We start from the raw sequence: 23,874 nt of genomic DNA on the forward strand, positions 1-23,874 counted from the left end.
ACGCCGGCCCTCGGGACGGCGGCGGGCCCCGCGCGGATCAGCTTCGGGGCTCTTCCTCCACGGCGGCCAGCATGATGGTCATGGCCAGGCGCTGGTGGGCGTCGTAGAGGTCCAGCGGGCTGATCTCGCCCATCTTGCGCAGCCGGTTGCGGACGGTGTTGGGATGCACCGCGAGTCGCTCGGCGGCCAGGGTGAGGTCGCCCTGGCTTTCCAGCCAGGCCCGCAGCGTGGCGACGAAGCGCGTGCCGTGACGGGTGTCGTGCCGCAGCAGCGTGCTCACCGGCCCGCGGGCCGGGGCCCGGCCGGTCCTCGCGGCCGCGCGCAGCCGCCGCAGCAGGATGTCGTCCCAGGACTCGTCGTAGGCGGGCGGGACGGCGTCCGGCTCGGCGCTCTCGTGCAGGGCCAGGCACTCGTCGGCTTCCTGGCGGCCGGCGGGCAGGTCCGCCGCCTCGGCGGGTGCGCCGATCCCCGCCCTGATGCGCACCTGGGCGGGCAGATCGCGGTGCAGGGCCGCGATCCACTGCCGGGCCGCCTCGGTCCGCTCGGCCGGCAGGATCGTGTAGAGGGTGTCGCCGAGCAGCGCGCTGCGCCCGGGCCGGGACCAGCCGAAACCGGTCGTGGCCCGTTCGAGGGCCAGCAGCAGCGCGGCGTGGCGGTCGTCGGGGGTGTACGCGCGGACCGCGATGACGCGAATCGCCTGCGGGGCCAGGCCCAGCCGGCTGATCAGCGTCGCGGCGTCGGCGCTGCCCTCCAGCAGTCGGATGACCAGGTCGGACTCCACCTGACGCTCCAGGTCGGCGCTGGCCCGCGAGCGCAGCAGGTGCAGGGCGACGGTGCGCGCGCCGTCGGCCAGCGCCCGGCGGTGGGCGCCGGTCAGCGGGGCGGCGCAGCCGACCCACACCGAACCGAGCAGCTCGCGGCCGGCCCGCACCGCCACCGCCATCCGCCCGGTCAGGCCGTAGCGGGCATCGGCGGGGACGAACACCGGCTCGTCGGTCGCCGTCAGGCGGGCGAACACTTCCTGCCGCTCGAACAGCTCGCGCAGCCGTTCCGGGACCCGCCGTCCGAGGATGGTCTCCAGCCGGGCCGGATCTCCCGCCTGCTGGGAGCGGGAGTAGGCCAGCACCTGCGAGTGCCGGTCCTCGATGGTCACCGCGCCGCCGATGACGTCGGCCAGGTTGTCGGCCAGGGCGAACAGGTCGGTAGGGCCGCGTCCCGAGGCCGTCTCGCGGCTCTCCAGCACCAACCCGTACACCATGCCGGCCAGCTGGCTCCAGGAGACGGCGGGGTCGGCCAGCAACACGGCCACGCCATGCCGGTCGGCGATGGCGGCGGCCTCCCGCTCGACGTCCGCACCGCTCCCGCCGCCGCCGCTCCCGCCGCCCCCGCTCCCGCCGCCCCCGCTCCCGCCGCCGCCGCTCTCGCGGCCGGTGCCGTTGCGGGCGGGGCGCACCAGGACCGCCGTGGCCTTGGCCGCGGCCGCCCACCGCACCGCCTCGGCGAGCGAGGAGGTTCCGACGGCCAGAAGCACGTCGCCGGTGACGTGGTGGTCGGTGGCGTCCGGTATCGCCACGCTGCGCAGCCACGTCGAGCGCGCCTCGGGATCTCCGTACAGCCGCACGCCGTACCCGCCGAGCACGTTCACCAGACGGTCCAATGTGATCACGGTCAGCTCCGGGTGGTCGGAAAGGGGGCGGAGGGCCCGCCCCCTTTCGTGGTGTCAGGCGGCCTCGTGCCGTCGCTGGCAGTCGATGCAGGTGCGTGCCAGCGGCCGTACCTTGAGCCGTTCGAACGGGATGGGCGTCTGGCAGTGGGCGCAGCGGCCGTAGGCGCCGGCCGCGAGTCTGTCGCAGGCCTGGGACAGCTCGGCGACGGTGCGCTCGGCGGCGATGATCGACACGGCCAGTTCCTGCCAGGTGCCGTCGGCGCCGCTGCCGTCCTGCTCCTGGGCCCGCAGGCCGCGCAGGTGCCGGCTGCGCTGCTCAAGCTGTTCCCGCAGCTCCTGGCGCAGCGACTGGAGCTGCACGCTGCTGAGATGTGATGCCGTGCGACCGTCGGTCATGATCATGTGATCCTTTCCGTGATGGGTCGGGAAGATGTTGGGAAGGAGGCCTCGCGCGGGCCACCTCTGCCTCGCGGCGCGTCCCCCGGCCGGGGGCGTCGCCGGTCGACACCGGGAACGAGCCGTCGCGGCGCGATGGGCCGCGGCAGCGGCGGACGGCGCGAGGCCGGCCGCCAGGGCCGGTCGCCGGCACGGCCGCGTCAGGCCGAGGACCGTGACGTGCTGTGGCGAGGCGCCGTGCCGTCCGGGAGCCGCGAGGTGGCGTCCCGGCCGGCGCGGCGGCGGCCCTTGGTGCGCCGCCGCCGATGACCGCGACGCCCCGGGCGCGCGGCGGCGGGCAGGCGGCCTGGCGAGCCCGCCGTCATGTCGGCGACGCTCTCCAGCGCGTACCTGGCCTGCCCCACGCTGGTGGTGCGGCCGAGCCGGAGGGGTTCAGTGCGCGATGGCACGCCCGGGCCGGCGCCAGGGGAAAGCCTGGATGCGGGCGCGGAGATGCGCCGGGTGCTCGTCGCGGGACTTCGCGGCGCGCGTGGCCGCGGAGCCCGACGGGAAGGCGCCGGCTAGGTCAGCGGCGGGCTGCGCGATCCCGTGGTGAGGTGCGCCAGTCGCTGAGGCTCGGGCAGCGTGTCCGTCTCCGGGCCCGGCGATGGCAGCAGCGCCAGATGGGCGAGTTCGCCGTGGCGTTCGCCGCGCGTGGGCGGCCACAGGGACCGCACGTGGTGCTCGCGGGCGCCGCTCGCCTGCGGCGGAAGGCCGGACAGGTCGGCGTCCCACGCACCGGGCTTCCACTGCGGGCCGGAGGCCGGGCTCTGCGCGACCGCCGGGCCGCCGCGGCCCGCCGTCCACGCGGCGCCGGCCAGCACCAGGGACAACAGAACCAGGCCCATCACGCCGGCGAACGCGATGGACCCTCGTGGAGTTCTCCACGGTCCCGTCATAGGGCCGACCATAGCCCACCCCCTCAGAAAAGGCATTTCCCGACATAGAAGGCATTTCCCGGCGTCATCGGTGGTCGGCGCACCGGCGACGGCGTGGGGTACGGTGGCGGCCAGTACCCCCCGCACCCCCCGTGTCCGGCCAGGAGGAGATGTGCGCAGCAGACTGCCCGCCATCCTGCTCCTGCTGTCGGCCTTCCTGCTGGGCCCCGCGCCCGCCGGCGTCCATCCGCGGGCCACGGCGCCACCCGTCGCCGGCGCGGCCTCCATCACTGTGGCCCCACCCGCCGGTACCGCGTCCACCACCACGGCGCCACCCGCCGGTACCGCGTCCACCACCGTCGCGTCTGTCACCGCCGCGGACATCGCCGAGGCGGCAACCGCGGGGTGGGACAGCCCTGCGGTGCGGGCCGGACAGGACGCGGCCCCGCCCCGGCTGCATCCGACCCGCCAGACGCCCGCGCCGCCGCTGTGGCTCGCCATGCCGCCGTCCAGCGGGCAGCGGGACCCTGACGCGCGGCGCATCACCACGATCACCGGGCACCCCGGCGCGGCGCCGCAGCCGGCCGGGCGCCGTGCTCCGGCACGGGCGCCCCCCTCCATGACGCGCTGACGTCCGTTCCTTTTCTTTCAGCCCGTGGAGGCTCTCATGTCACGCGCGCCCTTCTGGCGCGCGGTGGCGACGTTCCTTCTGATCGCCACCGCCCTGCTACTCTCCGTCACAATACCGCCACGCCTGGGCCTGGACCTGCGCGGCGGCACGCAACTCGTCTTCGAGGCCCAGGACTCGCCCACGACCCGGGCCGACGCCGAGGCCACCGATCACGCCCTGGACGTGCTGCGCCGGCGCGCCGACGCGCTCGGCGTGGTCGACCCGACCCTGCTGCGCTCCGGCGAACGGCGCATCATCGTCGAACTTCCCGGCGTGCTCGACCCCCGCCAGGCCGCCGACGTCATCGGCAGGACCGCCCAACTCGGCTTCCACCCGGTGCGGGGAGAAGCCGACGACGCCGGCGCCTCTGGGCGGGTTCTGACCGACGAAACCGGGCAGCGCCTGCGGCTCGGCCCCGTCATGATCTCCGGCGACGGGGTGACCGGCGCCGCCGCCCGCAGCGACCCGCAGCAAGGGCCGGGCTGGTTCGTCACGGTCGACTTCCGCGACGCCGGCGCCTGGCGGCGGCTGACCGGCGAGGCCGCCTGTCACAGCGCGGGCGACGCCCGGCGGCGTGTCGCCATCGTCCTGGACAACAAGATCATCTCCTCGCCCCAGGTCGATGCGCGCGTGCCCTGCCAAGCCGGCATCGCCGGCGGTTCCACGCAGATCACCGGCTCCTTCACCCATCGGCAGGCGGACGATCTGGCCGTGTTGATCAAGGGGGGCGCCCTGCCCGTCCCGCTCACGCTGATCGAGCAGCGCACCGTCGGCCCCACGCTGGGCGCGCAGGCCATCGAGGCCGGCGCCAAGGCGGGGATCGCCGGTGTCCTGCTCACCGCGCTCTTCATCGCCCTCACCTACCGGCTGTCAGGACTGATGGCCGCCGTCGCGCTCGCGGCATACGGGCTCATCTCCTACGCCGCCCTGCTCGCCCTCGGAGCGACCCTCACGCTGCCGGGTCTGGCCGGTTTCGTCCTGGCCATCGGCATGGCGGTCGACGCCAACGTACTGGTGTTCGAACGCGCGCGGGAAGAGTACGGCCGCGCGCCGCGCCGCGGCCCGCGCGCCGCCCTGGACCGCGGGTTCGCCAACGCGTGGAGCGCCATCTCCGATTCCGCCGTCACCACGCTCCTGGCCGCCGGGCTGTTGTTCTGGCTGGCCTCCGGGCCGGTCCGGGGGTTCGGCGTGACGCTGGCCATCGGCGTCCTGGCCTCGCTCGCCTCGGCCATGCTCATCACCCGTGTGCTGACCCATCTCCTCATCGGCAGGACCGGCACGCGGCTGTCGGCGTCGTCCGGACTGGCGGCGCGAGGCCGGGTCAGAACCTGGATCACCCGGCGTGACCCACGCCTCATGGCCGCGGGCCGGCGATGGCTGGTCGTGGCCGCCGCCACGGTCGCCGCGGCCACCGCCGGGCTCGTCCTGCACGGGCTGAACTACGGCGTCGAGTTCACCGGCGGCCGGATGATCGAGTTCGCGGCCGCGCAACCGGTGAACATCGAAGCGGCGCGGCGGGCGGTGGCCGAGGCCGGCCATGCGGCGGCGAACGTGCAGGTCTCCGGGACCGTCGTGTCCGTGCGGGCCGGGCAGATCACCGCCGAGGAGGTCACCGCCGTCGAACGGGCGCTCGACGGCGCGCTCGGCGAGATGACCAAGCAACGAGACGAGCTGATCGGCCCAAGTCTGGGCGACGAGCTGCGCCGCAACGCGCTCATCGCACTCGCCGTGGCGTTGGCCGCGCAACTGCTGTACCTGGCCGTCAGGTTCCGCTGGACGTTCGGCGCGGCCGCGGTGCTGGCCCTCGTCGTGGACGCCTGCGCGGTGCTGGGCCTGTTCGCCTGGCTGGGCAAGCCCATCGACGGGGTCTTCCTGGCCGCCATGCTGACCATCATCGGATATTCCATCAACGACAAGGTGGTGGTCTTCGACCGCGTACGCGAACTGTGGCGGACCCGGCGGCAGGAACGCTTCGCCGACGTCGTCAACACGGCGATCCTGCAGACCGTGCCACGTACCGTCAACACCGGTCTCGGCGCCCTGTTCATCCTCACCGCGCTGACCGTCTTCGGCGACGGCACCCTGCGCGACTTCGCCATCGCGCTCATCGTCGGCATCCTGGCCGGGACCGCGTCCTCCGCGCTCGTGGCCGGCCCCCTCGCGATCGAGCTCGAACGCTTCAGCAGGCGACCGCCGCCCGAGCCCGCCACACCGCGCCCGCGCCGTCGGCGGGGCACGGGCGCGGTCCTGTAGCCGGTGATCACCGTCCGGGGCCGCTCGCCGGCCGTGCCGGCCGGGTCCTCACCTCAGAAGGCGAACACCCGGCGCGGGACACTAGCCGGCCGGGACGGGCTCCGGTGCGGGCGTCAGGGCCTGGTAGACCTCGCGGGTCGCGCTCGACCGGTTGAAGGTGATGAAGTGGATGCCGGGCGCGCCCTCGTCGAGCAGGGTCTGGCACAGCTCGGCGGCGTGCTCGATGCCGAGACGCCGCACCGCGGCCGGGTCGTCGGCGACCGCCTCGAACCGCCGGGCCACGTCGGCCGGGAAAGGCGCCCCCGACAGCTTCTCGGACCGCGCGATCGTGCTGATCTGCGTGACCGGCATGATGCCCGGGATGATCGGCGTGTCGCACCCGGCGGCGGCCACCCGGTCGCGCAGGCGCAGGTAGTCGCCGGCGCTGAAGAACATCTGCGTGATGGCGTAGTCGGCGCCGGCCCGGCACTTGCGGACGAAGTAATCGACGTCGGACTCGACCGACGGCGACCTCGGGTGCCGGTACGGGAAGGCGGCCACGCCGACGCAGAAGTCGCCCGACTGGCGGATGAGGCGGACGAGATCCTCGGCGTAGGCGACGCCCTCGGGATGCTTGATCCACTCGGCCAGCGGGTCACGGCCGGGCGGGTCGCCCCGCACGGCGAGGATGTTGCGCACCCCCGCCCCGGCGAACCTGCCGACCAGGTGGCGCAGCTCGCGCACCGAGTGGTCGACGGCGGTGAAGTGGGCGACGGGCGTGAGCGTCGTCTCGTGGGCGAGCCGCTCGACGATCTCGACCGTGCGGTCGCGGGTGGAGCCGCCGGCGCCGTAGGTGACCGAGACGAACGTCGGGCGCAGCCGCTCGAGCTCGCGGATCGCGCGCCACAGCTGCCGCTCCCCCTCGTCGTTCTTCGGGGGCATGAACTCGAAGGAGAACGAGCGCCGCCCGGAGGCGAGCAGTTCCCGTACCGTCGGGACGCGGTCAGGACGGACGGATGGACGACCCAGAGCCATGGTGCCAAGGCTACAGGTCCGGACCGCCGCGCACCGATCGCCAACGTGCGCTGCCCGCGACAAACCGCCGAAAGCGAGGCGGCCGACGGGCGCTCCACAGGCCGCTCGGCCAGCGGACATCACCGACACCGCTGGACCCAGGACATCACACGGACCGAGGGACCCCACGACATCGCACAGACGTTCGACCGTCGGGCGTCGCACGGGGCGGCGAGCGACGGGCATCGCACAGAGCGTGCGGCGCGTACCACAGCCCCACACCGATCATCGCTCGCGTGTCGGGTTCCCTTCCGGTGCCGCGGACCGGTGTCGGCAGCTCAGCGGAGTACCCCGGGCGTGCCACCGCCGGTCCATGGCGTGGGTCACACAAGGGGAGGCGAAGCGGCGGCCCGTTGTACGGCCGTTAATCTCAGAGCATGACCACTTCCTTCGCCCTGTCGGACGCGTTCCGTTCCGAGGTGGACCAGCGCCTGCGGGCGTTCGTCGACCGGCAGCGCCCCCTGGTCAGCGGCCCGGAGCTGAGCCCGCTTCTCGTGGCCGCCGAGGACTTCCTCGCCGGCGGCAAGCGGCTGCGCCCGGCCTTCTGCTACTGGGGCTGGCGCGGCGCGGGCGGAGGCGAGGAGGCCGCCATCTTCACCGCCGCCGCCTCGCTGGAGCTCCTGCAGGCCAGCGCGCTCATCCACGACGACGTGATGGACGCCAGCGACATGCGCCGGGGCCGTCCGTCGGCGCACCGGCGGTTCCAGTCGCTGCACGAGGACTCGGCGTGGCAGGGGTCGGCGGAGCAGTTCGGCGAGGGCGCCGCGGTCCTGCTCGGAAGCCTGTTGCTGGTGTGGTCGGGCGAGATGTGGCGGACGAGCGGGCTGCCGGCCGAGGCGCTGGCCGCAGCCGAGCCGGTGCACGACCTGATGCGCACCGAGCTGATGTGCGGGCAGTACCTGGACCTGCTGGAGCAGGCGCACGGCCGCAGCACCTTCGACAGCGCGCTGCGGGTCGCGCTGCACAAGAGCGGCAAGTACTCGGTCGAGCAGCCGCTGCGCCTCGGGCTGCTGATGGCCGCGCGGGCGCCCGAGCCGTGGATCGACCGGCTGTGCGTCGACTACGGGCAGAAGGTCGGCATCGCCTTCCAGCTCCGCGACGACGTGCTCGGCGTGTTCGGCGACCCGGCCGAGACCGGCAAGCCCGCCGGCGACGACCTTCGGGAGGGCAAGCGCACGATGCTGATCGCGCGCACGCTGTCGGAGGCGACGCCCGAGCAGGCCGCCGACGTGCGCCTGCTGCTCGGCGACGCCAAGCTGGAGCAGGACGGCGTCGAGCGGCTGCGCGCGATCATCGAGGACACCGGCGCCCTGGCGGCGAGCGAAGAGATGATCAAGCGCTATCTGGACGACGCGCTGACGTCCCTGGAGCGCGCGCCGATCACCGGCGAGGCGCGCGAGGCCCTGCACGAGCTCGCCGTGGCCGCGACGGCCCGCCGCAGCTGACGACGGCCCCGCCAGGGGTCAGCCGGGCGTGAGGCGGCGGGCGAACTCGGCGGCGGCGGCTCCGGGGTCCTCCGCCTCGGTGATGGCGCGCACCACCACGACCCGGGTGACCCCGTACGACATGACCTCGTCCAGCGTGCCGAGGTCGATGCCGCCGATGCCGAACCACGGCCGATCGGCCGCCAGGGCCGCGGCGTGCTTCAGCAGTCCGGGGCCCGGAGCGAAACGGCCCGGCTTGGTGGGCGTCGGCCAGATCGGCCCGCAGCAGAAGTAGTCGACGCCCTCCTCGACCGCCGCGGCGGAGGCCTCGGCGTCGCTGTGGGTCGAGCGGCCGATCAGGACGTCCGGGCCGAGGATGTCGCGCGCGACCGCCACGGGCAGGTCGTCCTGGCCGAGGTGCAGCACGTCGGGGCGCGCGGCGTAGGCGATGTCGGCCCGGTCGTTGACCGCCAGCAACGCCCCGTGCCTGTCGCAGGCCGCGCGGAACACCTCCAGCAGCGCGAGCTCCTCGCGGGCCTCCAGACCCTTCTCGCGCAGTTGGACGACGTCCACGCCCGAGGCGAGGACGGCGTCCAGGAACTGGTCGAGATCGCCTTGGCGGCGGCGCCCGTCGGTGCAGAGGTAGAGCCTGGCGTCAGAAAGCGAGCGCCTGGGCACGCCTTTTCACCTCGGTGTGCCGACCGGCGACGATCGCGTCGATGGGGGCTCCCGGCAGGGAGTCGTCGGCGGTGAACAGCCACCGCAGGGCCTCGACGTCCTCGTAGCCGGAGTCGGACAGCACGGTGAGGGTGCCCGGCAGGCCCTTCACCACGTCGTCGCCGGCGATGAACTTCGCGGGGACCTCGGGCTCTGGGCCGCCGCGGCGGACGCCGATGAGCTTCTTGTCCTTCAGAAGCTGCTTGGCGCGCCCGGTGCTGAGCCCGAGCCGCCTGCCCACTTCCGTGAGGGGGAGCCACTCCCCCACCATTTGATCAGTCTCGCGGTCGATCTGTGCAACAGAAAGCGTCACGGAACCACAACTACCACGTCGCGCCTCTTCTCAAACACCCGCAGGGGGTCACAAGCAGTCGCGCAAGGGTATCGAGGGGTCGATCGCCCGATCAACGTCGACTCTTTGCCCGCCCTCGACGATGCGGCGGCCCTGGACCAGGTCACGGGGACGGTCGACGGTGAGGATGGCGGCCAGCCGGTCGTCCGCGGTGAACCAGCACGCCGCCCACTTGCGGTCGGTCTCGGGGTCGCCGCGCAGCACCAGCCGGCCCCCGTCGTGGTGGCCGGCGTACTGCACCATGCGGCCGAACTGCTCGGACCAGAAATAGGGCACCGGGTCGTACACGGCGGACTGGCCGAGCAGGGTGGCCACCGCGGTCTCGGGGGCGTTCAGGGCGGTGTCCCAGTGCTCGACGCGCATGCGCCGGCCGAAGCGCCGCGACCACCAGTTGGCGCAGTCTCCGGCCGCGACGACGCCCTCCATGGAGGTGCGCAGGTGCTCGTCGACCAGGACGCCGTTGTCGATCTCGACGTCCGAGCCGGCCAGCCAGGCGACGTTCGGGCGCACGCCGACGCCGGTTACCACGACGTCGGCCGGGATCCACGAGCCGTCCATCATGGTCAGCCCGCCGGGGTCGATCGAACCGACCATCGTGCCGAGTCGCAGGTCGATGCCCGCCTCGGCGTACCAGGAGGCGGTGCGGGCGCCGACCTCGGGCCCGAGGGCCACGGCCAGCGGTGACTCGGCGGCCTCGACGACGGTCACCTCGCAGCCGGCGCGGCGGGCCGCGGTGGCGACCTCGGCGCCGATCCACCCTGCGCCGACGATCGCGACGCGGCACTCGGGCACGAGCGCGGCGCGCAGGGCCAGGGAGTCGTCGATGGTGCGCAGCACGTGCTGGGTGCCCTCGCCGCGTAGCCGGACGGGGGTGGCGCCGGTGGCGATGACCAGGCCGTCGTACTCCAGTTCGCCCTCGGTGGTCTCCAGGGCGCCCTCGCGAAGCCCCTTGGCGGAGACGTTGGTGCGCAGATCGACGTCCAGCGCGCCGAGATCGGAGTCGACGACCGTCGAGTCCAGCTCGCCCAGCAGCACGGCCTTGGACAGCGGAGGCCGGTCGTACGGCCGATGGGCCTCCTCGCCGATCAGAGTGACGCGCCCTCGGTATCCGCGCGCCCGTAGCGCCTCGACACTGCGCACGCCGGCCAGTCCGGCCCCCACCACCACGACATGATTCACAACCTGACCCTAAGCGGCCAGGACGGTAACTCGCCAACGGCGATTTGGTAACAAATTGGCTCACTGTCCCATACGGGCAGTGATGAGACCACTCAAGCGGGTGGCGATGCCGTACCAGGGCGGAAACAGACCGCGTCTCCCGGCTCTCCCGCCGTCCCCGGCCGCGCCGGGACGGGATTAGGCTGGGTCCACCACGCGCGGGAGTCCGGCGAAACCGGGCTGAGAGGAGGGCTGAGGGCCCTCGACCGCCACGAACCTGATCCGGGTCATGCCGGCGAAGGGAGCGGACTCAGATGCAGGTGTCGAACGCGCCCCCGGCCGACGCCGCGCGGCACGCCGACATGATCGTCGTGGGCGGCGGCATCATCGGGCTCTCGATCGCCTGGCGCGCCGCCCGGCGCGGGCGTTCCGTCATCGTCGTCGACCCCGCGCCCGGCTCGGGCGCCTCGCACGCGGCGGCCGGGATGCTCGCCCCGGTCAGCGAGGTCGCCTACACCGAGGAGCCCCTGCTGCGGCTCGGCCTGGCCTCGCTGGCCCGCTGGCCGGCGTTCGCCGCCGAGCTGTCGGCGGAGTCGGGGGTGGACGTCGACCACCGCGGCGAGGGCACGCTCGACGTGGCCTTCGGCGCGGACGACCTGGCGGCGTTGTCCGAGGTGGCCGGCTTCCTGGAGAAGCTGTCGCTGCCCGTCCAGCGGCTCACCGGGCGGGAGTGCCGCCGTGCCGAGCCGATGCTCGCCCCCTCCGTCCGAGGCGGCATCCTGGTCGCCGGCGACGCCTGGGTGGATCCCCGCCGCGTCACGGCCGCCCTGCTCGCCGCGCTGGCGCGCCGCGGCGTGCCGGTGGTCGCCGACCGCGTGACGGGGCTGCTCTCCGCGGACGGGCCCGTGCGGGGGGTGCGGTGCGCGAGCGGCGCGGCGATCGGCGCCGGGCTGGTCGTCCTGGCGGCGGGGGCGTGGTCGGGCTCCCTTCCGGGCCTGCCCCCCGAGGTGCTCCCTCCGGTGCGCCCGGTCAAGGGGCAGATCATGCGGCTGCGCGGCGCTCCGGGGTTCCTCGGCCGGTGCGTGCGCGGCGTCGTGCACGGTTCGCGTGCCTACCTCGTGCCGCGCGGCGACGGCGAGATCGTGCTCGGCGCCACGCAGGAGGAGATGGGGTTCGACACCCGGGTGACCGCCGGGGCGCTGTGGGAGCTGCTGCGCGACGCCCGCGAGCTGGTGCCCGGGATCACCGAGCTGGAGGTGGTCGACCTGGCGGCGGGGCTGCGCCCGGGGACGCCGGACAACCTGCCGGTGATCGGCCCGAGCGGCGTGGACGGGCTGGTGCTGGCCACCGGCCACCACCGGGGCGGCGTCCTGCTGTGCCCGCTCACCGCCGAGCTGGTGGCCGGCGACCCCGACCCGGGGCTCGTCCCTCTCGCGGCGCTCTGCTCCCCTCTGCGCTTCACCGAGGCCCACCGATGAACGAAGGAGGAACGGGGCGCGCGCCCTGGCGGCGGCCAGGGAACTCCCGCCCCGGAACGGCGATGAATGTGATGATCAACGGTGTGTCCTGCGACCTGCCCGCCGGGGCGACCGTCGCCCGGGCGGTCCAGGAGCTGACCTCGTCGGGCGCGGGCGTCGCGGTGGCGGTGAACGACGAGGTGGTGCGGCGCGGCGCGTGGCAGTCCACCACGCTCAGCGAGCACGACCGCGTCGAGGTGCTGACGGCGGTGCAAGGTGGCTGACCACGGCGCCGGCCCCGCGGCGGGACACGACATCCACCGGAGCGGCGCCACCAGCGCGCCCGGGGACGACCTCGACCGCACCGGTGCGCACCCGGCGCCGGGGCACGACCTCGACGAGGCGGGCGACGCGCTGGTCATCGCCGGGGAGAAGTTCACCTCCCGGCTGATCATGGGGACGGGGGGCGCGCCCTCGCTGGACGTCCTGGACCAGGCGCTGGCCGCCTCCGCCACCGAGATCACCACGGTCGCCATGCGGCGCCTGGACCCGGCGGCCCGGGGGTCGGTGCTGGACGTGCTGCGCGGCCGGGGCGTCAAGGTGCTGCCCAACACGGCGGGCTGCTTCACCGCGGGCGAGGCCGTGCTGACCGCGCGTCTGGCGCGCGAGGCGCTCGGCACCGACTGGGTGAAGCTGGAGGTCATCAACGACGAGCGCACGCTGCTCCCCGATCCCATCGAGACCTTCGACGCCGCCGAGCGGCTGGTCGCCGACGGGTTCGTCGTCCTGCCCTACATCGGGGACGACCCGGCGCTCGCGCGGCGGCTGGAGCAGGCGGGGTGCGCGGCGGTGATGCCCCTGGGCTCCCCGATCGGCTCGGGTCTCGGCATCCGCAACCCGCACAACATCGAGCTGATCGTCGAGGCGGCGGCCGTCCCGGTGATCCTGGACGCCGGCATCGGCACGGCGAGCGACGCGGCCCTGGCGATGGAGCTAGGATGCGACGCGGTCCTGCTCGCCAGCGCCGTCACCCGCGCCCAGCGGCCCGGCCTGATGGCGTCGGCGATGCGCGAGGCCGTTCTGGCAGGTCGCATGGCGCGCCTCGCCGGCCGGATCCCCCGGCGGCGGTACGCTGAGGCCTCCTCGCCGGCGATCGAGCCGCGTGCCAGGTGACAACGATGACCCCTTGGGGACGGGAGAACATGTCGGCATCGGTTTGGGATGTGCTTGCCCTCCCCCCGGCAAACCGCCCGTAAACTCACTCCCGTGGACACGACGGTTGCGGACCCCCTTCTAGGGCGGCTGCTGGACGGGCGGTACCGGGTCGAATCCCGCATCGCCCGGGGCGGCATGGCCGCTGTCTACCTGGCCCTGGACGTCCGGCTCGACCGCACGGTCGCCCTGAAGGTCATGCACCCCTCGCTCGCCGAGGACCCCGACTTCGTCCGCCGCTTCATCGGCGAGGCCAAGTCCGTCGCCAGCCTGTCGCACCCGAACGTCGTGCACGTCTTCGACCAGGGCACCGACGCCGGCAACGTCTACCTGTCGATGGAGTACGTCCCCGGGCGCACCCTGCGCGACGTGCTCCGCCGGCGGGGGCGCCTTCCCGCCCGCGAGGCCCTGGAGATCCTCATCCCGGTGCTGGCCGCCCTCGGCGCGGCCCACCAGGCCGGCATGGTGCACCGGGACGTCAAGCCCGAGAACGTCCTGCTCACCGACGACGGCCGGGTCAAGGTCGTCGACTTCGGGCTGGCCCGCGCGATCGAGGCGGGCAACCAGACCAAGACCGGCGTGATGATCGGCACCATCGCGTACATGTCGCCCGAGCAGGTGACCGCCGGGGTGGCCGACGCGCGCAGCGACGTGTACGCCGCGGGGGTGCTGCTGTTCGAGCTGCTGACCGGGCAGCAGCCCTATCAGGGCGAGAGCCCCATGTCGGTGGCCTACCGCCACGTCCACGACCGGGTCCCCGCGCCCTCGGCGGTCGTCCCGGGCACGCCGCAGGCGCTGGACGCGCTGGTGCTCTCGGCGACCGACCGCGACCCCGCGCGCCGTCCGGCCGACGCCACGGCCATGCTGGTCGCCGCCGTCGAGGCCCACCGCACGCTGCCGCGCGACCCCGGGCCGCACGTCCCGCCCGCCGGCGCGACGTCCCCCTCGATGCTCCGCGAGACCGGCGTGATGCCGCGCGAGGCCGTCCCGCCGGCCCATCCCACTCTCGTCCACTCCCAGACCGAGATGCTGGCCGCCCCGCCGGTGGCGCCGGGCCCGCCTGGCGGACGCCGCGGCGTCCGGCCGGTCTGGCTCATCGCGGCGCTGGCGGTCGTCATGATCGGCGCGGTCGCCGGCACCGGCTGGTGGTTCTCCGAGGGCCGGTACACCAAGGTCCCCGACCTGCTCGGCCTCAACGTCACCCTCGCCAAGGAGAAGGCCGAGAGGCAGGGCTTCGCGGTCAAGATCGGCCCGGCCGAGCACGACGACAAGCTCGCCGAGGACAAGGTGCTGCGCACCGATCCCGAGCCGGGCAAGGACGTCCTCAACGACGCGGTCATCACGCTCATCCCCTCCTCCGGCCCGGTCAAGATCGCCGTGCCGAACGTGCTGAACCTCTCCCAGGGCGACGCGCAGGCGAAGATCTCCGAGGCGGGGCTGGCCCCCGGCCCGGTCAGCCGGGTGCCCAGTGACACCGTCCAGCGCGGCCTGGTGATGCGCACCAGCCCGCAGGTCGGCACGAAGGTCCGCGAGGGCAGCCGCGTGCAGCTCGTCCTGAGCGCCGGGCTGCTGATGCCGGACGTCAGCGACATGCAGTGCGACCAGGCCGACGCGTTCCTGCGGCAGAAGGGCTTCGTCCCGACGGTCGTGCAGCAGACCGACAACGCCCAGCCCAACACCATCATCGCGCAGGTCCCGACCGCGCGGTCGGAGGTCACCGCCGGGCAGAACGTGCAGCTCACCTGCTCCAAGGGGCCCGACACCGGCTTCCACTGGCCGTGGGAGAGGCCCGACAACCCCCAGCCCGGCCAGGCGCTCGTCGCCATCCCCGACGTCCGGTTCAAGAAGGTCGCCGACGCCACGAACGAGCTGCGCGCGGCCGGGTTCAAGGTCCGGGTGCGCCGCATCGCCGGCACCGGCGCCGTCGTGGCCGAGAACCCCCTCGGCCAGGCCCCGGCGGGCACCCGCATCACCATCTGGCACTGACCCGCCCGGGCGCGCCGACGTCCGTCCGTCGCGCCCGGGGAGCGGTCAGACCCGCGCGCCGTCGCCGGGGGCGGGGATGCCGTAGAGGCGCAGGCGGCCGAGGCCGCCGTCGGGGTGGATGTCGAGGCGGACGTGCGTCGCCGGCCGCTCGCCGGCCAGGCGGAAGCGGTGGCGGGTGTCCGGCTGGAGCCGGGTGCGGGGCAGCAGCTCGAACCATCCGGCGTCCGGCCCGGGCTCCGCGCCGCCGGGCACGTGGGCGGCGGTGAGCGACGCCGCGCCGGGCGCGTTGTAGACCAGGTTCGCGGTGTCCAGCTCGGCGACCCGGACGACGCCGGGGACGGCCAGGCGCACGACAAGCCAGTCGTTGCCGCCGTCGCGGCGGCGGGCGGTCTCCCAGCCTTCGGCCTGGTGGCGGGGCGACCCGGGGGCGATGACGTTCAGCGGAGAGGAGTAGAACGCGTCGGAGCAGGCGGTGACCAGCGCGCCGTTCTCCAGGGCGGCCAGGTCCAGGGGCATCGCGTCGTGCATGGCGAGGTCGGCGGCCACCTCGCCGTGGACGCGGAGCCGGGCGACGCCGCCGTCGGGGAAGATGTTCAGCCGCACGTGGGTGAACCGGCTCCCGGCGGTCACGGGGAAGGTGTGCTCGCTGTCGCCGGTCAGCGGGCTCCGCGGCACGATCTCGGTGTAGGACGCCTCGCGCAGCTCGTCCGCCGAGGGATACCCGGCGGCCTCGCACGCCTCGACGGAGACGAAGGGCGGGTAGTTGCCGGTGAACCAGGCGGTGTCGACGACCACGGCCCGCACGACGCCGGGCATGCCGAGGCGGACGACGGCCCAGTCGTGACCCGGCTCACGCCGGCGGCGGGTCTCCCAGCCGTCGTACACCTGACCGCGAGGGCCGAACGTCCCGGCCTGGAAGGCGGGCCGGCCGGGCCTGACCAGCGCCTGGCGCTCGGCGAAGGACTCGTCGCTGGCCGCCACCACCGACCCGCCGTAGGAGCGCAGGGCGAGGTCGGGCAGCCGGCGCGGGTCCGGGGCGGTCGCCGGGACGGTCGCGGGGACCCGTACTGGGGCGGGGGGACGGCCCGCCGCGGCGGCGGGCGCCGAAGCCGGGTGGTGCGGAGTGGTCACAGCAGGGCTCCGAAGGGAGGTTCGGCGTCGGTGACGGGACGGCCGCGCAGCCAGGTGGCCTGGACGACGCCGGTCAGCGTGCGGCCGTGGTAGGGCGTGAGGGGATTTCGGTGGCGCAGCGCGCCCGCCTCGACGGTGAACTCGGCGGTGTCGTCGAAGGCGACCAGGTCGGCGTCCGCCCCCACGGCCAGCCGGCCCTTGGCGGGCAGCCCCGCGAGCGCGGCCGGTCCGCGCGACATCCACCCGGTCACCCGGTCCAGGCCGTGCCCGCGTGCCCGGGCCTCGGTCCACACGGCGGGCAGTCCGACCTGGAGGGAGGAGACCCCGCCCCAGGCGGCGGCGAAGTCGGGGACCTTCAGGTCGGCGGTGGAGGGCGAGTGGTCGGACACCACGCAGCTCAGCACGCCCGCGGCCAGCCCCTCCCACAGCCGGTCGCGGTTGCCGGCGTCTCTGATCGGCGGGCAGCACTTGAACTCCGGGCCGCGCACCTGCTCGGCGGTGATGGTGAGGTAGTGGGGGCAGGTCTCGGCGCTGACCGGCACCCCTTCGCGCCGCGCGGCCTCCAGCGGTTCGAGGCAGGAGGCCGAGGACACGTGCAGGATGTGCGCCCGCGCGCCGGTCTCGCGGGCGGCGGCGATGACCCGCTCGACGGCCCGCCGCTCGGCCTCCCCCGGACGCGAGTCCAAAAACTGGGCGTACGTCGGCCCGGCCGGGTCGGTGAGCAGCGCCGGATCCTCGGCGTGCACCACGACGAGCCCGCCGAACGCGGCCACCGCGCGCATGGCCGCGCGCAGCCCGTCCGCGTCGAGCGGCGGGAACTCCTCCACGCCCGAGGGCGACAGGAAGCACTTGAAGCCGCGCACGCCGGCCTCGTGCAGGGGACGCAGCTCGCCCGCGTTGCCGGGGATCGCGCCGCCCCAGAAGGCCACGTCGACGGCGCACTGGCCGGCGGCCGCCGCCCGCTTGGCCGCCAGGGCGGGGACGTCGACGGTCGGCGGCAGGGAGTTGAGCGGCATGTCGACGATCGTGGTGACGCCGCCGGCCGCCGCCGCCCTGGTCACCGTGGCGAAGCCCTCCCAGTGGGTGCGTCCCGGCTCGTTGACGTGCACGTGACTGTCCACCAGCCCCGGCAGCAGGCACACCTCGCCCAGGTCCACCGTCTCGGCGGCCGCCGCCTCGGCCTCGTACGGGAGCAGGGCGGCGATCACTCCGTCCCGGACGGCCACGACCAGCGGGCGCTCGCCGTCGGGGAGCACCGCGCGCCGCGACCGCACGATCAGGTCGAACATGTGCGGGCCGGCGCCCCGCGGGTCAGTCGGCGGCATGGGCGGGGGCCTGGGAGAGCCGGTCCGCGGCGAGCCCTGCGGCGAGCCGTTCCAGCAGCGGGCCGGCCTCGGCCATGCAGCGGCGCACGTCGGCCTCGATGTCGGTGAGGGCGTACGCCGCCTGGATGCCGGCGGCGCGCAGTTCGTCGTCGGTGAGCGTCCGGCGCCCGCACACGGCGACGACCGGCACCCCGGCGCGTCCCGCCGCCTCGGCGACCCCCGCGGGCGCCTTGCCGCGCAGCGTCTGGCGGTCCAGCGACCCCTCGCCGGTGATGACCAGGCGCGCGCCGTCGAGCCGGCCGGCGAAGCCGAGCAGGTCGAGCAGCAGGCGGATGCCGGGCCGGATCTCCGCGCCGAGGAAGGCCATGGCGGCGAACCCCACCCCGCCGGCCGCTCCGGCGCCCGGGTCGTCGCGCACCCGCACGCCCAGCTCGCGCTCGGCCACGTCGGCCCAGTGGGCCAGGCCCTCCTCCAGCCGCGGCAGCTCGCCGGGGCCCGCGCCCTTCTGCGGCCCGTACACGGCGGCGGCGCCGTCCGGGCCGAGCAGCGGGTTGTCCACGTCGCTGGCCACGACGAACGCGGTGCCGGGCGGGCGGGCGAAGCCGTCCAGGTCGAGGGCGCGCAGGTCGGCCAGCGCGCCGCCCCCCGGGGGCAGCTCCCGGCCGCGCGCGTCGAGCAGTCGCACCCCGAGGGCGCGCATCATGCCGGAGCCGCCGTCGGTGCAGGCGCTGCCGCCGAGGCCGAGCACGATCTGGCGAGGGTCGTGGCGCAGCGCGGCGGCCACCAGGTCACCGGTGCCATAGCTGGTCGCGGTGAGCGGGGCGAGCCGCCCGCCGGTGAGCCGGTGCAGCCCGGACGCCTCGGCCAGCTCGACCACCGCGACGTCGTCCTTCACGCCGTAGGCGGCGGTCACCGGCTCGCCGGTCGGCCCGGAGGCGACGGTCTCCACGCGCCGGAACCCGCAGGCGACGGCGGCCTCGACCGTGCCGTCCCCGCCGTCGGCGACCGGCATGGTCACCACCTCGACCTCCGGGCGCGCGGCGCGCAGCCCCGCGGCCACGCGCGCGGCGACCTCGACGGCGCCGAGCGACCCTTTGAACTTGTCCGGCGCGACCAGCACGTGTCCCGGCATCACCCGACGACCTCCCGCTCCCTTTAGTCCCGGCCTCACCCGGCGCGCTCGCGCCCGGGCGGAGCCTCCGCCGCGCGGAGACGCCCGGCGCACGCCCGGCCTCACCACAGAATCTTCCATGCCCCCCGCCGTCGCCTCGCCGCCGGGCCCCCGCGACGCGCCGGGGGCATACGACAGGTCGATCACCGGCGAACGCGGGCGGAGGCGGTCACCGGTGCACCTCCCCTGCCACGGTGACGCCGCGGTCGGCGGCCAGGCGCAGGAGGCGGCGGTGGGCGTCGGCGCCGGCGCGGCCGGCGGCGTCGTGCGGGACGGTGCGCAGCTCGCCGTCCGCGACCACGGTGCGCCCGCCGACCAGCACGCGCGCCACCGGCGGCGGCGGCCCGAACACCAGCGCGCACACCGGGTCGTCGATGGCGGCGGCGAACCCGCCGACCCGCCACAGCACGATGTCGGCCAGCTTGCCGGGTTCCAGGGTGCCGATCTCGTCCTCGCGGCCCAGGCAGCGGGCGCCGCCGAGCGTGCCGAGTTCCAGGGCCTGCCGGGCGGTGAGCGCGGCCGGGCCGTAGCGGGCGCGCTGGAACAGCAGGGCCTGCCGCACCTCCCCGGCGAGCGTGGTCAGCTCGCTGGAGGCGGCGCCGTCCACGCCCAGCCCGACGACCGCCCCGGCGCGCAGCATCTCCGACACCCGGGCGATGCCCGCGCCGAGGCGCCCGTTGGAGCTCGGGCAGTGGGCGGTGCCGGTGCCGGTGGCGGCGAAGCGCTCGATGTCACGGTCGTGCAGGTGGACGGCGTGGGCCACCCAGACGTCGGGACCGAGCCAGCCGAGCTTGTCCATGTAGTCGACGGGCGTGCAGCCCATCTGGGCCAGGCAGTGCTCCTCCTCGTCGAGGGTCTCGCACAGGTGGGTGTGCAGCCGCACGCCCTTGTCGCGGGCGAGCGCCGCGGCCTCGGTCATCAGCTCCGCGCTCACCGAGAACGGCGAGCAGGGGGCGACGGCGACGCGCAGCATCGACCCCGGCGACGGGTCGTGGTAGGCGTCGACGGCCTCCGCCGTGGCGGCGAGGATCTCCGGGAGGGTCTCCACCACCTCGTCCGGGGGGAGGCCGCCCTGGGAGACGCCGCGGTCCATCGACCCGCGGCAGGGGTGGAAGCGCAGGCCGAGGTCCCGGGCGGCCTCGATCTCGGCGGCGAGCAGGTCGCCGCGGCCCTTGGGGAAGATGTAGTGGTGGTCGGTCGTGGTCGTGCAGCCGGACAGGGCGAGCCAGCCGAGCCCGGCGGTGGCCGCGCCCCTGACCACCTCGGCGTCCATGGCGGCCCACAGCCGGTAGAGCGCGGTCAGCCACTCGAACAGCGTGGCGTCCTGGGCCACGCCCTGGGAGGCCCACTGGTACAGGTGGTGGTGGGTGTTGACCAGCCCGGGAGTGGCCAGGCATCCGGCGCCGTCGACGCGGGCGGCGCCCGGGACGTCGGGGCCCGGGCCGGCGCCGATGGCGGCGATGCGGCCGTCCCGGACGAGGATGTGCCCGTGCGCGATCTCGGGTCCGGCGACGGGGGCGATCGCGACGTTCTCGATCAGCGTGTCCCCTCCGCCTCCGGGCCCGCCGCCGGTCGCGACCGTCTCGTAGCGGCCGGTCGCGTCCGCTCCGCGACCGCCGGCCATCGGGCCGCCGGTCATCGGGCCGCCGGTCATCGGGCCGCCGCCTTGCGGGCGGCGGCCAGGCGTACCGCGTCGAGGATCTTCTCGTATCCGGTGCACCGGCACAGGTTGCCGGCCAGCGCCTCGCGGATCTCGGCGTCGGTGGGCTCGCCGACGCGCTCGATGAGGTCGTGCGCCTGGACCAGCAGGCCCGGCGTGCAGAAGCCGCACTGCACGGCGCCGCACTCGACGAAGGCCTCCTGCACCGGGTCCAGGCGCTCCCCGCCGGCCAGCCCTTCGACGGTGCGCACCTCGCGCCCCTCGGCCTGCCCGGCGGCCACCAGGCACGCGCACACGGGCAGGCCGTCCAGGTACACCGTGCACGAGCCGCACTCGCCCTGCTCACAAGCGTTCTTGGCGCCCGGCAGGCCGACCCGCTCCCGCAGCACGTACAGCAGGCTCTCGCCCTCCCACACGCCGTCCACGGCCTCGGGCCTGCCGTTGACGGTGAGGTTCACGCGCATGCCGCCACCTTTCCTCGGTAGTCGTTCCAGGCCCAGGTGAGGGTGCGGCGGGCCATCACCGCGATCGCGTGGCGCCGGTAGGCCGCGGTGCCGCGCACGTCGTCGATGGGCGAGGCCGCCTCGGCCGCCAGCTCGCCGAACCGCGCGAGCAGCGCGCCGTCCAGGGGCGCGGCCCCGGTCCAGTCGAGCTCCCGGCCGGCGAACTCCTCGGCCGCGCGGGCCCGCCGGGGCGTCGGGGCGGCCGAGCCGACGCCGGTGCCGACGCGGCGCTCGTCCGGGTGCAGGGCCAGCGCGAACGAGCACACCGCGATCACCATGGCGTTGCGCGGGCCGACCTTGGAGAAGTACTGCGGCCCGGTGGCCGGGCGGGCGCGGAAGGCGCGGATCAGCTCGTCGGGTTCCAGCGCGCTCCGCTTGACGCCGAGGTAGAACTCCTCGGCCGGGATCAGGCGGGTGCCGCGGGCGGCGGACTCCACCTCGATGACGGCGTCCCCGGCGAGCAGCGGCGGGTGGCTGTCCCCGGCGGGGGACGCGGCGCCCAGATTGCCGCCGACCGAGCCGCGGTTGCGGATCTGCGGCGAGCCGACCGTGCGGGACGCCTGGGCCAGCCCGGGGAGCCGGTCGCCCAGCTCGGCGATGATCCGGGCGTAGGACACCCCGGCGCCGACCCGCAGCAGGCCGTCGGCGGTGACCTCCCACTCGCCGAGCTCGCCGACCGTGGTGAGGTCGAGCAGCGCCACCGGGCGCCGCACGTCGAAGTTGATCTCCACCATCACGTCGGTGCCGCCCTGGATGGGCACGGCGTCCGGGACGGCCGCCTTCGCGGCCAGGGCCTCGGCCCAGGTGGCGGGTCGCAGGAAGTCCAACGGTCGGCTCTCCTAGTCCCAGGCCGCGCCGGCGGGCGGGGCGTCGTCGTGCAGCACGGTTCCCTCGATGAGCCCGTAGGGCCGGTCGGCGGCGAAGTAGACCTCGTTGTCGTTGTCCAGGCCGAACGGCGCGAGATCGACCAGGAAGTGGTGCTTGTTGGGCAGTTCCAGCCGCACCTCGCAGATCTCCGGGCGCTCGCGCAGCACGCGCTCCCCCATGGCGAACAGGGTCTGCTGCAGGGAGAGGCTGTAGGTGCCGGCGAAGGCGTCCAGCAGGCAGCGCCGCGCCTGCCGGTAGGACTCGGCGTAGTCGCGGGACTCCTCCCCGGCCGGGAGCAGGTGCCGCCAGCGGGCGGTCACGGCGGTGGCCAGGACCCGGTCGGCGGCCGGGGGCAGCGTCGTGTACTCGTCCTTCGCGAACCCGTGGAACTCCGAGCCGGTGGAGTTGAGCAGCACCAGGTCGCGCAGGCCGGACACCACCGTGGTGGCGCCGTCCCGGTCGTGGTGGACGACGCACGTGCGCACCTCGCCGCCCGAACGCGCGAACGAGTGCGGCCCGCGCCGCTCCCAGGAGTACTCCTCCACCGCCACCCGGGCGTGGTGGATCGTGGGCTGCGAGCCGACGAAGTGGCGGGCCAGCAGCAGGGCGAACTCCTCGATCTCCCCGATGCCGTGCTTCTTGGCGAAGGCGTACACGGTGTTCTTCTGGGAGTCGGTCGGCAGCACGGCGGCGTTGTCGCCGCGCCGGTGCACCTCCTCCATCGCCCCCGACAGCGAGACGCCGACGTTGCAGTCCTTGAGGTGGTGCACCTCGCCGTCGCGGGTGACGCGCACGACGCGCGTCTCCGCCTTGCCGTAGCGGTTGGGTCCGAGCACGACGGCCATCGCTAGCTCCCCCGGTAGGTCGAGTAGGCGAACGGGCTCAGCAGCAGCGGCACGTGGTAGTGCGCGTCGGGGTCGCCGATGGCGAAGGTCACCACGACCTCGGGGTAGAAGGCCGCGACGCCGCTCACGGCGAAGTAGGACCCGGTGTCGAAGACCAGGCGGTGCACGCCCCGGCCGGGCTCGCCCTCGGGCAGCCAGTCGGCCAGGCGCCCGTCGCCGTCGGTCACGCCGGTGCCGACGACCCGGTCGCCCTGGAACAGCGTGACCCGCACGCCCTCCGCGGGCCGGCCCCTGCTGGAGTCGAGCACATGCGTGGACAGGCTCACCTCCCCTCCTCCCCATCGTGCCCGTCGCGGCCGGCGGCTCCGCCGCGGCCCTCCCCGGAAGCCCACCGGCCGCCGTCACGGCCACCGCTGCCGCCGGGGCCGCCGGGATCGGGGCCGCCGGGATCGGGGCCGCCGTGGTCGGGGTCGTCGGGAGCGGGGCCGCTGGGATCGGGGTCGTCGGGAGCGGGGCCGCTGGGATCGGGGTCGGCGGGGTCACTCGAGCTACCGGGATCGTCACCGTCGCCGGGGCCGGCCGCGAGCTTGACGGCCCGCAGCACGGCGATCTCGGCCAGCTCCTCGCGCACGACGGCCCGCTCGGTCTCCTCGTCGTTGCGCACCCTGGCCATGAGCCGGTCGGCCATCTCCTCCGCCGTGAGCCCGGTAGCGCAGACCAGGTACACGTGCCCGAACCGCTGCTCGTAGAGAACGTTGCCCGCGGCGAGCTGGGCGAGCACCCTGCGGTCGGCGCCGGCCGTGCCGGACTGCTCGGCCCGCGACCAGGACGCCTCCCTCCCGCCGCCCCCGGCGCGGTCGCCGATGCGGGGATGGGCCGACAACGCCTCCAGCACCTGCGGCCAGCTCAGCCCGCGGACGGCCTCCCGCGCGGCGGCGGCCAGCGCGGCGGCGTCGGCGTAGGGCAGGCCGGCGGCGACGCGGCGCGCGAACGCGGGCGCGGCGCAGCAGCTCAGCAGTTCCCGTTCGGCCTCCGGCGGGCTGAGCGCGTTGAGGGCCGCCAGGCCGTCAGAGCCGGGTGTCACGTTCGGCATGGCAGCCAGTGAACAGCC

Annotated in this window: 24 protein-coding genes and 1 riboswitch; of the genes, 7 read left to right on the plus strand and 17 right to left on the minus strand. The window is 74.9% G+C overall.

The window, feature by feature from the left end:
* Window positions 1-37: 37 nt before the first annotated feature.
* The 4 genes from ABZU32_RS23310 to ABZU32_RS23325 form a co-directional block, all read right to left on the minus strand.
* Window positions 38-1,666 carry a helix-turn-helix domain-containing protein gene (locus ABZU32_RS23310; protein ID WP_354924988.1) on the minus strand — a complete coding sequence of 543 codons (1,629 nt, stop codon included), beginning with the start codon at window positions 1,664-1,666 and terminating at the stop codon, window positions 38-40.
* A gap of 54 nt (window positions 1,667-1,720) precedes the next feature.
* Window positions 1,721-2,062 carry a TraR/DksA C4-type zinc finger protein gene (locus tag ABZU32_RS23315; RefSeq protein ID WP_354924990.1) on the minus strand — a complete coding sequence of 114 codons (342 nt, stop codon included), beginning with the start codon at window positions 2,060-2,062 and terminating at the stop codon, window positions 1,721-1,723.
* Between the two features lie 200 nt (window positions 2,063-2,262).
* Window positions 2,263-2,511, minus strand: a complete 249-nt coding sequence (locus ABZU32_RS23320; RefSeq protein WP_354924992.1) for a hypothetical protein — start codon at window positions 2,509-2,511, stop codon at window positions 2,263-2,265.
* A 111-nt stretch (window positions 2,512-2,622) separates the two neighbouring features.
* Window positions 2,623-2,952 (minus strand): hypothetical protein, encoded by a 330-nt coding sequence (locus tag ABZU32_RS23325; RefSeq protein ID WP_354924993.1) that lies wholly within the window; start codon window positions 2,950-2,952, stop codon window positions 2,623-2,625.
* A gap of 199 nt (window positions 2,953-3,151) precedes the next feature.
* On the opposite strand from ABZU32_RS23325, the gene ABZU32_RS23330 reads away from it, so the two are divergent.
* Both ABZU32_RS23330 and secD read left to right on the plus strand, forming a co-directional pair.
* Window positions 3,152-3,610, plus strand: coding sequence for a hypothetical protein (locus tag ABZU32_RS23330; protein WP_354924995.1), 459 nt, complete (start codon window positions 3,152-3,154; stop codon window positions 3,608-3,610).
* A 36-nt stretch (window positions 3,611-3,646) separates the two neighbouring features.
* The gene (secD, locus tag ABZU32_RS23335) at window positions 3,647-5,902 is read left to right on the plus strand and encodes a protein translocase subunit SecD (protein WP_354924996.1); all 2,256 of its coding nucleotides are present in this window, start codon (window positions 3,647-3,649) and stop codon (window positions 5,900-5,902) included.
* A gap of 81 nt (window positions 5,903-5,983) precedes the next feature.
* On the opposite strand, the gene metF is transcribed toward secD, so the two are convergent.
* Window positions 5,984-6,916, minus strand: coding sequence for a methylenetetrahydrofolate reductase [NAD(P)H] (metF, locus tag ABZU32_RS23340; protein ID WP_354843263.1), 933 nt, complete (start codon window positions 6,914-6,916; stop codon window positions 5,984-5,986).
* Between the two features lie 416 nt (window positions 6,917-7,332).
* Between metF and ABZU32_RS23345 the strand changes: the two genes are divergently transcribed.
* Window positions 7,333-8,400, plus strand: a complete 1,068-nt coding sequence (locus tag ABZU32_RS23345) for a polyprenyl synthetase family protein (RefSeq protein WP_354924998.1) — start codon at window positions 7,333-7,335, stop codon at window positions 8,398-8,400.
* A gap of 18 nt (window positions 8,401-8,418) precedes the next feature.
* Here the strand turns inward: ABZU32_RS23345 and thiE are convergent, their stop codons facing one another.
* The 3 genes from thiE to ABZU32_RS23360 form a co-directional block, all read right to left on the minus strand.
* Window positions 8,419-9,057: a thiamine phosphate synthase gene (gene thiE / locus ABZU32_RS23350; protein WP_354925000.1), complete on the minus strand. Its 639-nt coding sequence runs from the start codon at window positions 9,055-9,057 to the stop codon at window positions 8,419-8,421.
* The gene (locus ABZU32_RS23355; RefSeq protein WP_354925002.1) at window positions 9,035-9,367 is read right to left on the minus strand and encodes an Rv2175c family DNA-binding protein; all 333 of its coding nucleotides are present in this window, start codon (window positions 9,365-9,367) and stop codon (window positions 9,035-9,037) included. Before ABZU32_RS23355 ends, thiE begins: the two co-directional genes overlap by 23 nt.
* Window positions 9,368-9,457: 90 nt before the next feature.
* Window positions 9,458-10,627 (minus strand): FAD-dependent oxidoreductase, encoded by a 1,170-nt coding sequence (locus ABZU32_RS23360; protein ID WP_354843275.1) that lies wholly within the window; start codon window positions 10,625-10,627, stop codon window positions 9,458-9,460.
* Window positions 10,628-10,814: 187 nt separating this feature from the next.
* Window positions 10,815-10,927, plus strand: a riboswitch (TPP riboswitch).
* Between ABZU32_RS23360 and thiO the strand changes: the two genes are divergently transcribed.
* From thiO to pknB, 4 genes are all read left to right on the plus strand, one after another.
* Entirely contained in the window at window positions 10,921-12,084 is a 1,164-nt protein-coding gene (thiO, locus tag ABZU32_RS23365) for a glycine oxidase ThiO (protein WP_354925004.1), read from the plus strand. (Overlaps the previous riboswitch by 7 nt.)
* Window positions 12,085-12,146: 62 nt before the next feature.
* Window positions 12,147-12,347 carry a sulfur carrier protein ThiS gene (thiS, locus tag ABZU32_RS23370; protein WP_354843281.1) on the plus strand — a complete coding sequence of 67 codons (201 nt, stop codon included), beginning with the start codon at window positions 12,147-12,149 and terminating at the stop codon, window positions 12,345-12,347.
* Window positions 12,348-12,477: 130 nt separating this feature from the next.
* Entirely contained in the window at window positions 12,478-13,236 is a 759-nt protein-coding gene (locus ABZU32_RS23375) for a thiazole synthase (protein ID WP_354843869.1), read from the plus strand.
* 93 nt (window positions 13,237-13,329) lie between these two features.
* Window positions 13,330-15,261, plus strand: coding sequence for a Stk1 family PASTA domain-containing Ser/Thr kinase (pknB, locus tag ABZU32_RS23380; protein ID WP_354925006.1), 1,932 nt, complete (start codon window positions 13,330-13,332; stop codon window positions 15,259-15,261).
* 45 nt (window positions 15,262-15,306) lie between these two features.
* Here pknB and alc read toward each other — a convergent pair whose 3' ends face one another.
* The 9 genes from alc to uraD all read right to left on the minus strand — a co-directional run bounded on the left by alc (window position 15,307) and on the right by uraD (window position 23,856).
* Entirely contained in the window at window positions 15,307-16,392 is a 1,086-nt protein-coding gene (alc, locus tag ABZU32_RS23385; RefSeq protein ID WP_354925008.1) for an allantoicase, read from the minus strand.
* Window positions 16,389-17,717 (minus strand): allantoinase AllB, encoded by a 1,329-nt coding sequence (gene allB / locus ABZU32_RS23390; RefSeq protein ID WP_354925010.1) that lies wholly within the window; start codon window positions 17,715-17,717, stop codon window positions 16,389-16,391. The genes alc and allB overlap by 4 nt, the downstream gene beginning before the upstream one ends.
* The gene (locus tag ABZU32_RS23395; RefSeq protein WP_354925011.1) at window positions 17,704-18,849 is read right to left on the minus strand and encodes a glycerate kinase; all 1,146 of its coding nucleotides are present in this window, start codon (window positions 18,847-18,849) and stop codon (window positions 17,704-17,706) included. The genes allB and ABZU32_RS23395 overlap by 14 nt, the downstream gene beginning before the upstream one ends.
* 208 nt (window positions 18,850-19,057) lie before the next feature.
* A complete protein-coding gene (locus tag ABZU32_RS23400) occupies window positions 19,058-20,542 on the minus strand; it encodes an 8-oxoguanine deaminase (RefSeq protein WP_354925013.1) in 1,485 nt (494 codons plus the stop codon).
* On the minus strand, window positions 20,539-21,012 hold the full coding sequence (locus ABZU32_RS23405; protein WP_354843297.1) for a (2Fe-2S)-binding protein: 474 nt from the start codon (window positions 21,010-21,012) through the stop codon (window positions 20,539-20,541). The genes ABZU32_RS23400 and ABZU32_RS23405 overlap by 4 nt, the downstream gene beginning before the upstream one ends.
* Window positions 21,003-21,878 (minus strand): FAD binding domain-containing protein, encoded by an 876-nt coding sequence (locus ABZU32_RS23410; RefSeq protein WP_354843299.1) that lies wholly within the window; start codon window positions 21,876-21,878, stop codon window positions 21,003-21,005. Before ABZU32_RS23410 ends, ABZU32_RS23405 begins: the two co-directional genes overlap by 10 nt.
* Before the next feature lie 12 nt (window positions 21,879-21,890).
* Window positions 21,891-22,763 carry a factor-independent urate hydroxylase gene (gene pucL, locus ABZU32_RS23415; protein ID WP_354925015.1) on the minus strand — a complete coding sequence of 291 codons (873 nt, stop codon included), beginning with the start codon at window positions 22,761-22,763 and terminating at the stop codon, window positions 21,891-21,893.
* 2 nt (window positions 22,764-22,765) lie between these two features.
* Window positions 22,766-23,089, minus strand: coding sequence for a hydroxyisourate hydrolase (gene uraH, locus ABZU32_RS23420; protein ID WP_354843304.1), 324 nt, complete (start codon window positions 23,087-23,089; stop codon window positions 22,766-22,768).
* The gene (gene uraD / locus ABZU32_RS23425; RefSeq protein ID WP_354925017.1) at window positions 23,086-23,856 is read right to left on the minus strand and encodes a 2-oxo-4-hydroxy-4-carboxy-5-ureidoimidazoline decarboxylase; all 771 of its coding nucleotides are present in this window, start codon (window positions 23,854-23,856) and stop codon (window positions 23,086-23,088) included. Before uraD ends, uraH begins: the two co-directional genes overlap by 4 nt.
* Window positions 23,857-23,874 lie beyond the last annotated feature (18 nt).

The sequence above is a fragment of the Sphaerisporangium sp. NPDC005288 genome, from assembly GCF_040607475.1.
GTDB classification, from domain to species: Bacteria; Actinomycetota; Actinomycetes; order Streptosporangiales; family Streptosporangiaceae; genus Sphaerisporangium; species Sphaerisporangium rhizosphaerae.

Excerpts from the sequence above, each read along its gene's own strand:
- ABZU32_RS23345 (WP_354924998.1), top strand. The coding sequence starts at position 7,333 with ATGACCACTTCCTTCGCCCTGTCGGACGCGTTCCGTTCCGAGGTGGAC.
- ABZU32_RS23395 (WP_354925011.1), bottom strand. The coding sequence starts at position 18,849 with ATGCCGGGACACGTGCTGGTCGCGCCGGACAAGTTCAAAGGGTCGCTC.
- secD (WP_354924996.1), top strand. The coding sequence starts at position 3,647 with ATGTCACGCGCGCCCTTCTGGCGCGCGGTGGCGACGTTCCTTCTGATC.
- allB (WP_354925010.1), bottom strand. The coding sequence starts at position 17,717 with ATGCCGCCGACTGACCCGCGGGGCGCCGGCCCGCACATGTTCGACCTG.
- thiS (WP_354843281.1), top strand. The coding sequence starts at position 12,147 with ATGAATGTGATGATCAACGGTGTGTCCTGCGACCTGCCCGCCGGGGCG.
- ABZU32_RS23355 (WP_354925002.1), bottom strand. The coding sequence starts at position 9,367 with ATGGTGGGGGAGTGGCTCCCCCTCACGGAAGTGGGCAGGCGGCTCGGG.
- ABZU32_RS23405 (WP_354843297.1), bottom strand. The coding sequence starts at position 21,012 with ATGCGCGTGAACCTCACCGTCAACGGCAGGCCCGAGGCCGTGGACGGC.
- uraD (WP_354925017.1), bottom strand. The coding sequence starts at position 23,856 with ATGCCGAACGTGACACCCGGCTCTGACGGCCTGGCGGCCCTCAACGCG.
- metF (WP_354843263.1), bottom strand. The coding sequence starts at position 6,916 with ATGGCTCTGGGTCGTCCATCCGTCCGTCCTGACCGCGTCCCGACGGTA.
- ABZU32_RS23315 (WP_354924990.1), bottom strand. The coding sequence starts at position 2,062 with ATGACCGACGGTCGCACGGCATCACATCTCAGCAGCGTGCAGCTCCAG.
- ABZU32_RS23400 (WP_354925013.1), bottom strand. The coding sequence starts at position 20,542 with ATGACCGGCGGCCCGATGACCGGCGGCCCGATGGCCGGCGGTCGCGGA.
- thiO (WP_354925004.1), top strand. The coding sequence starts at position 10,921 with ATGCAGGTGTCGAACGCGCCCCCGGCCGACGCCGCGCGGCACGCCGAC.
- pucL (WP_354925015.1), bottom strand. The coding sequence starts at position 22,763 with ATGGCCGTCGTGCTCGGACCCAACCGCTACGGCAAGGCGGAGACGCGC.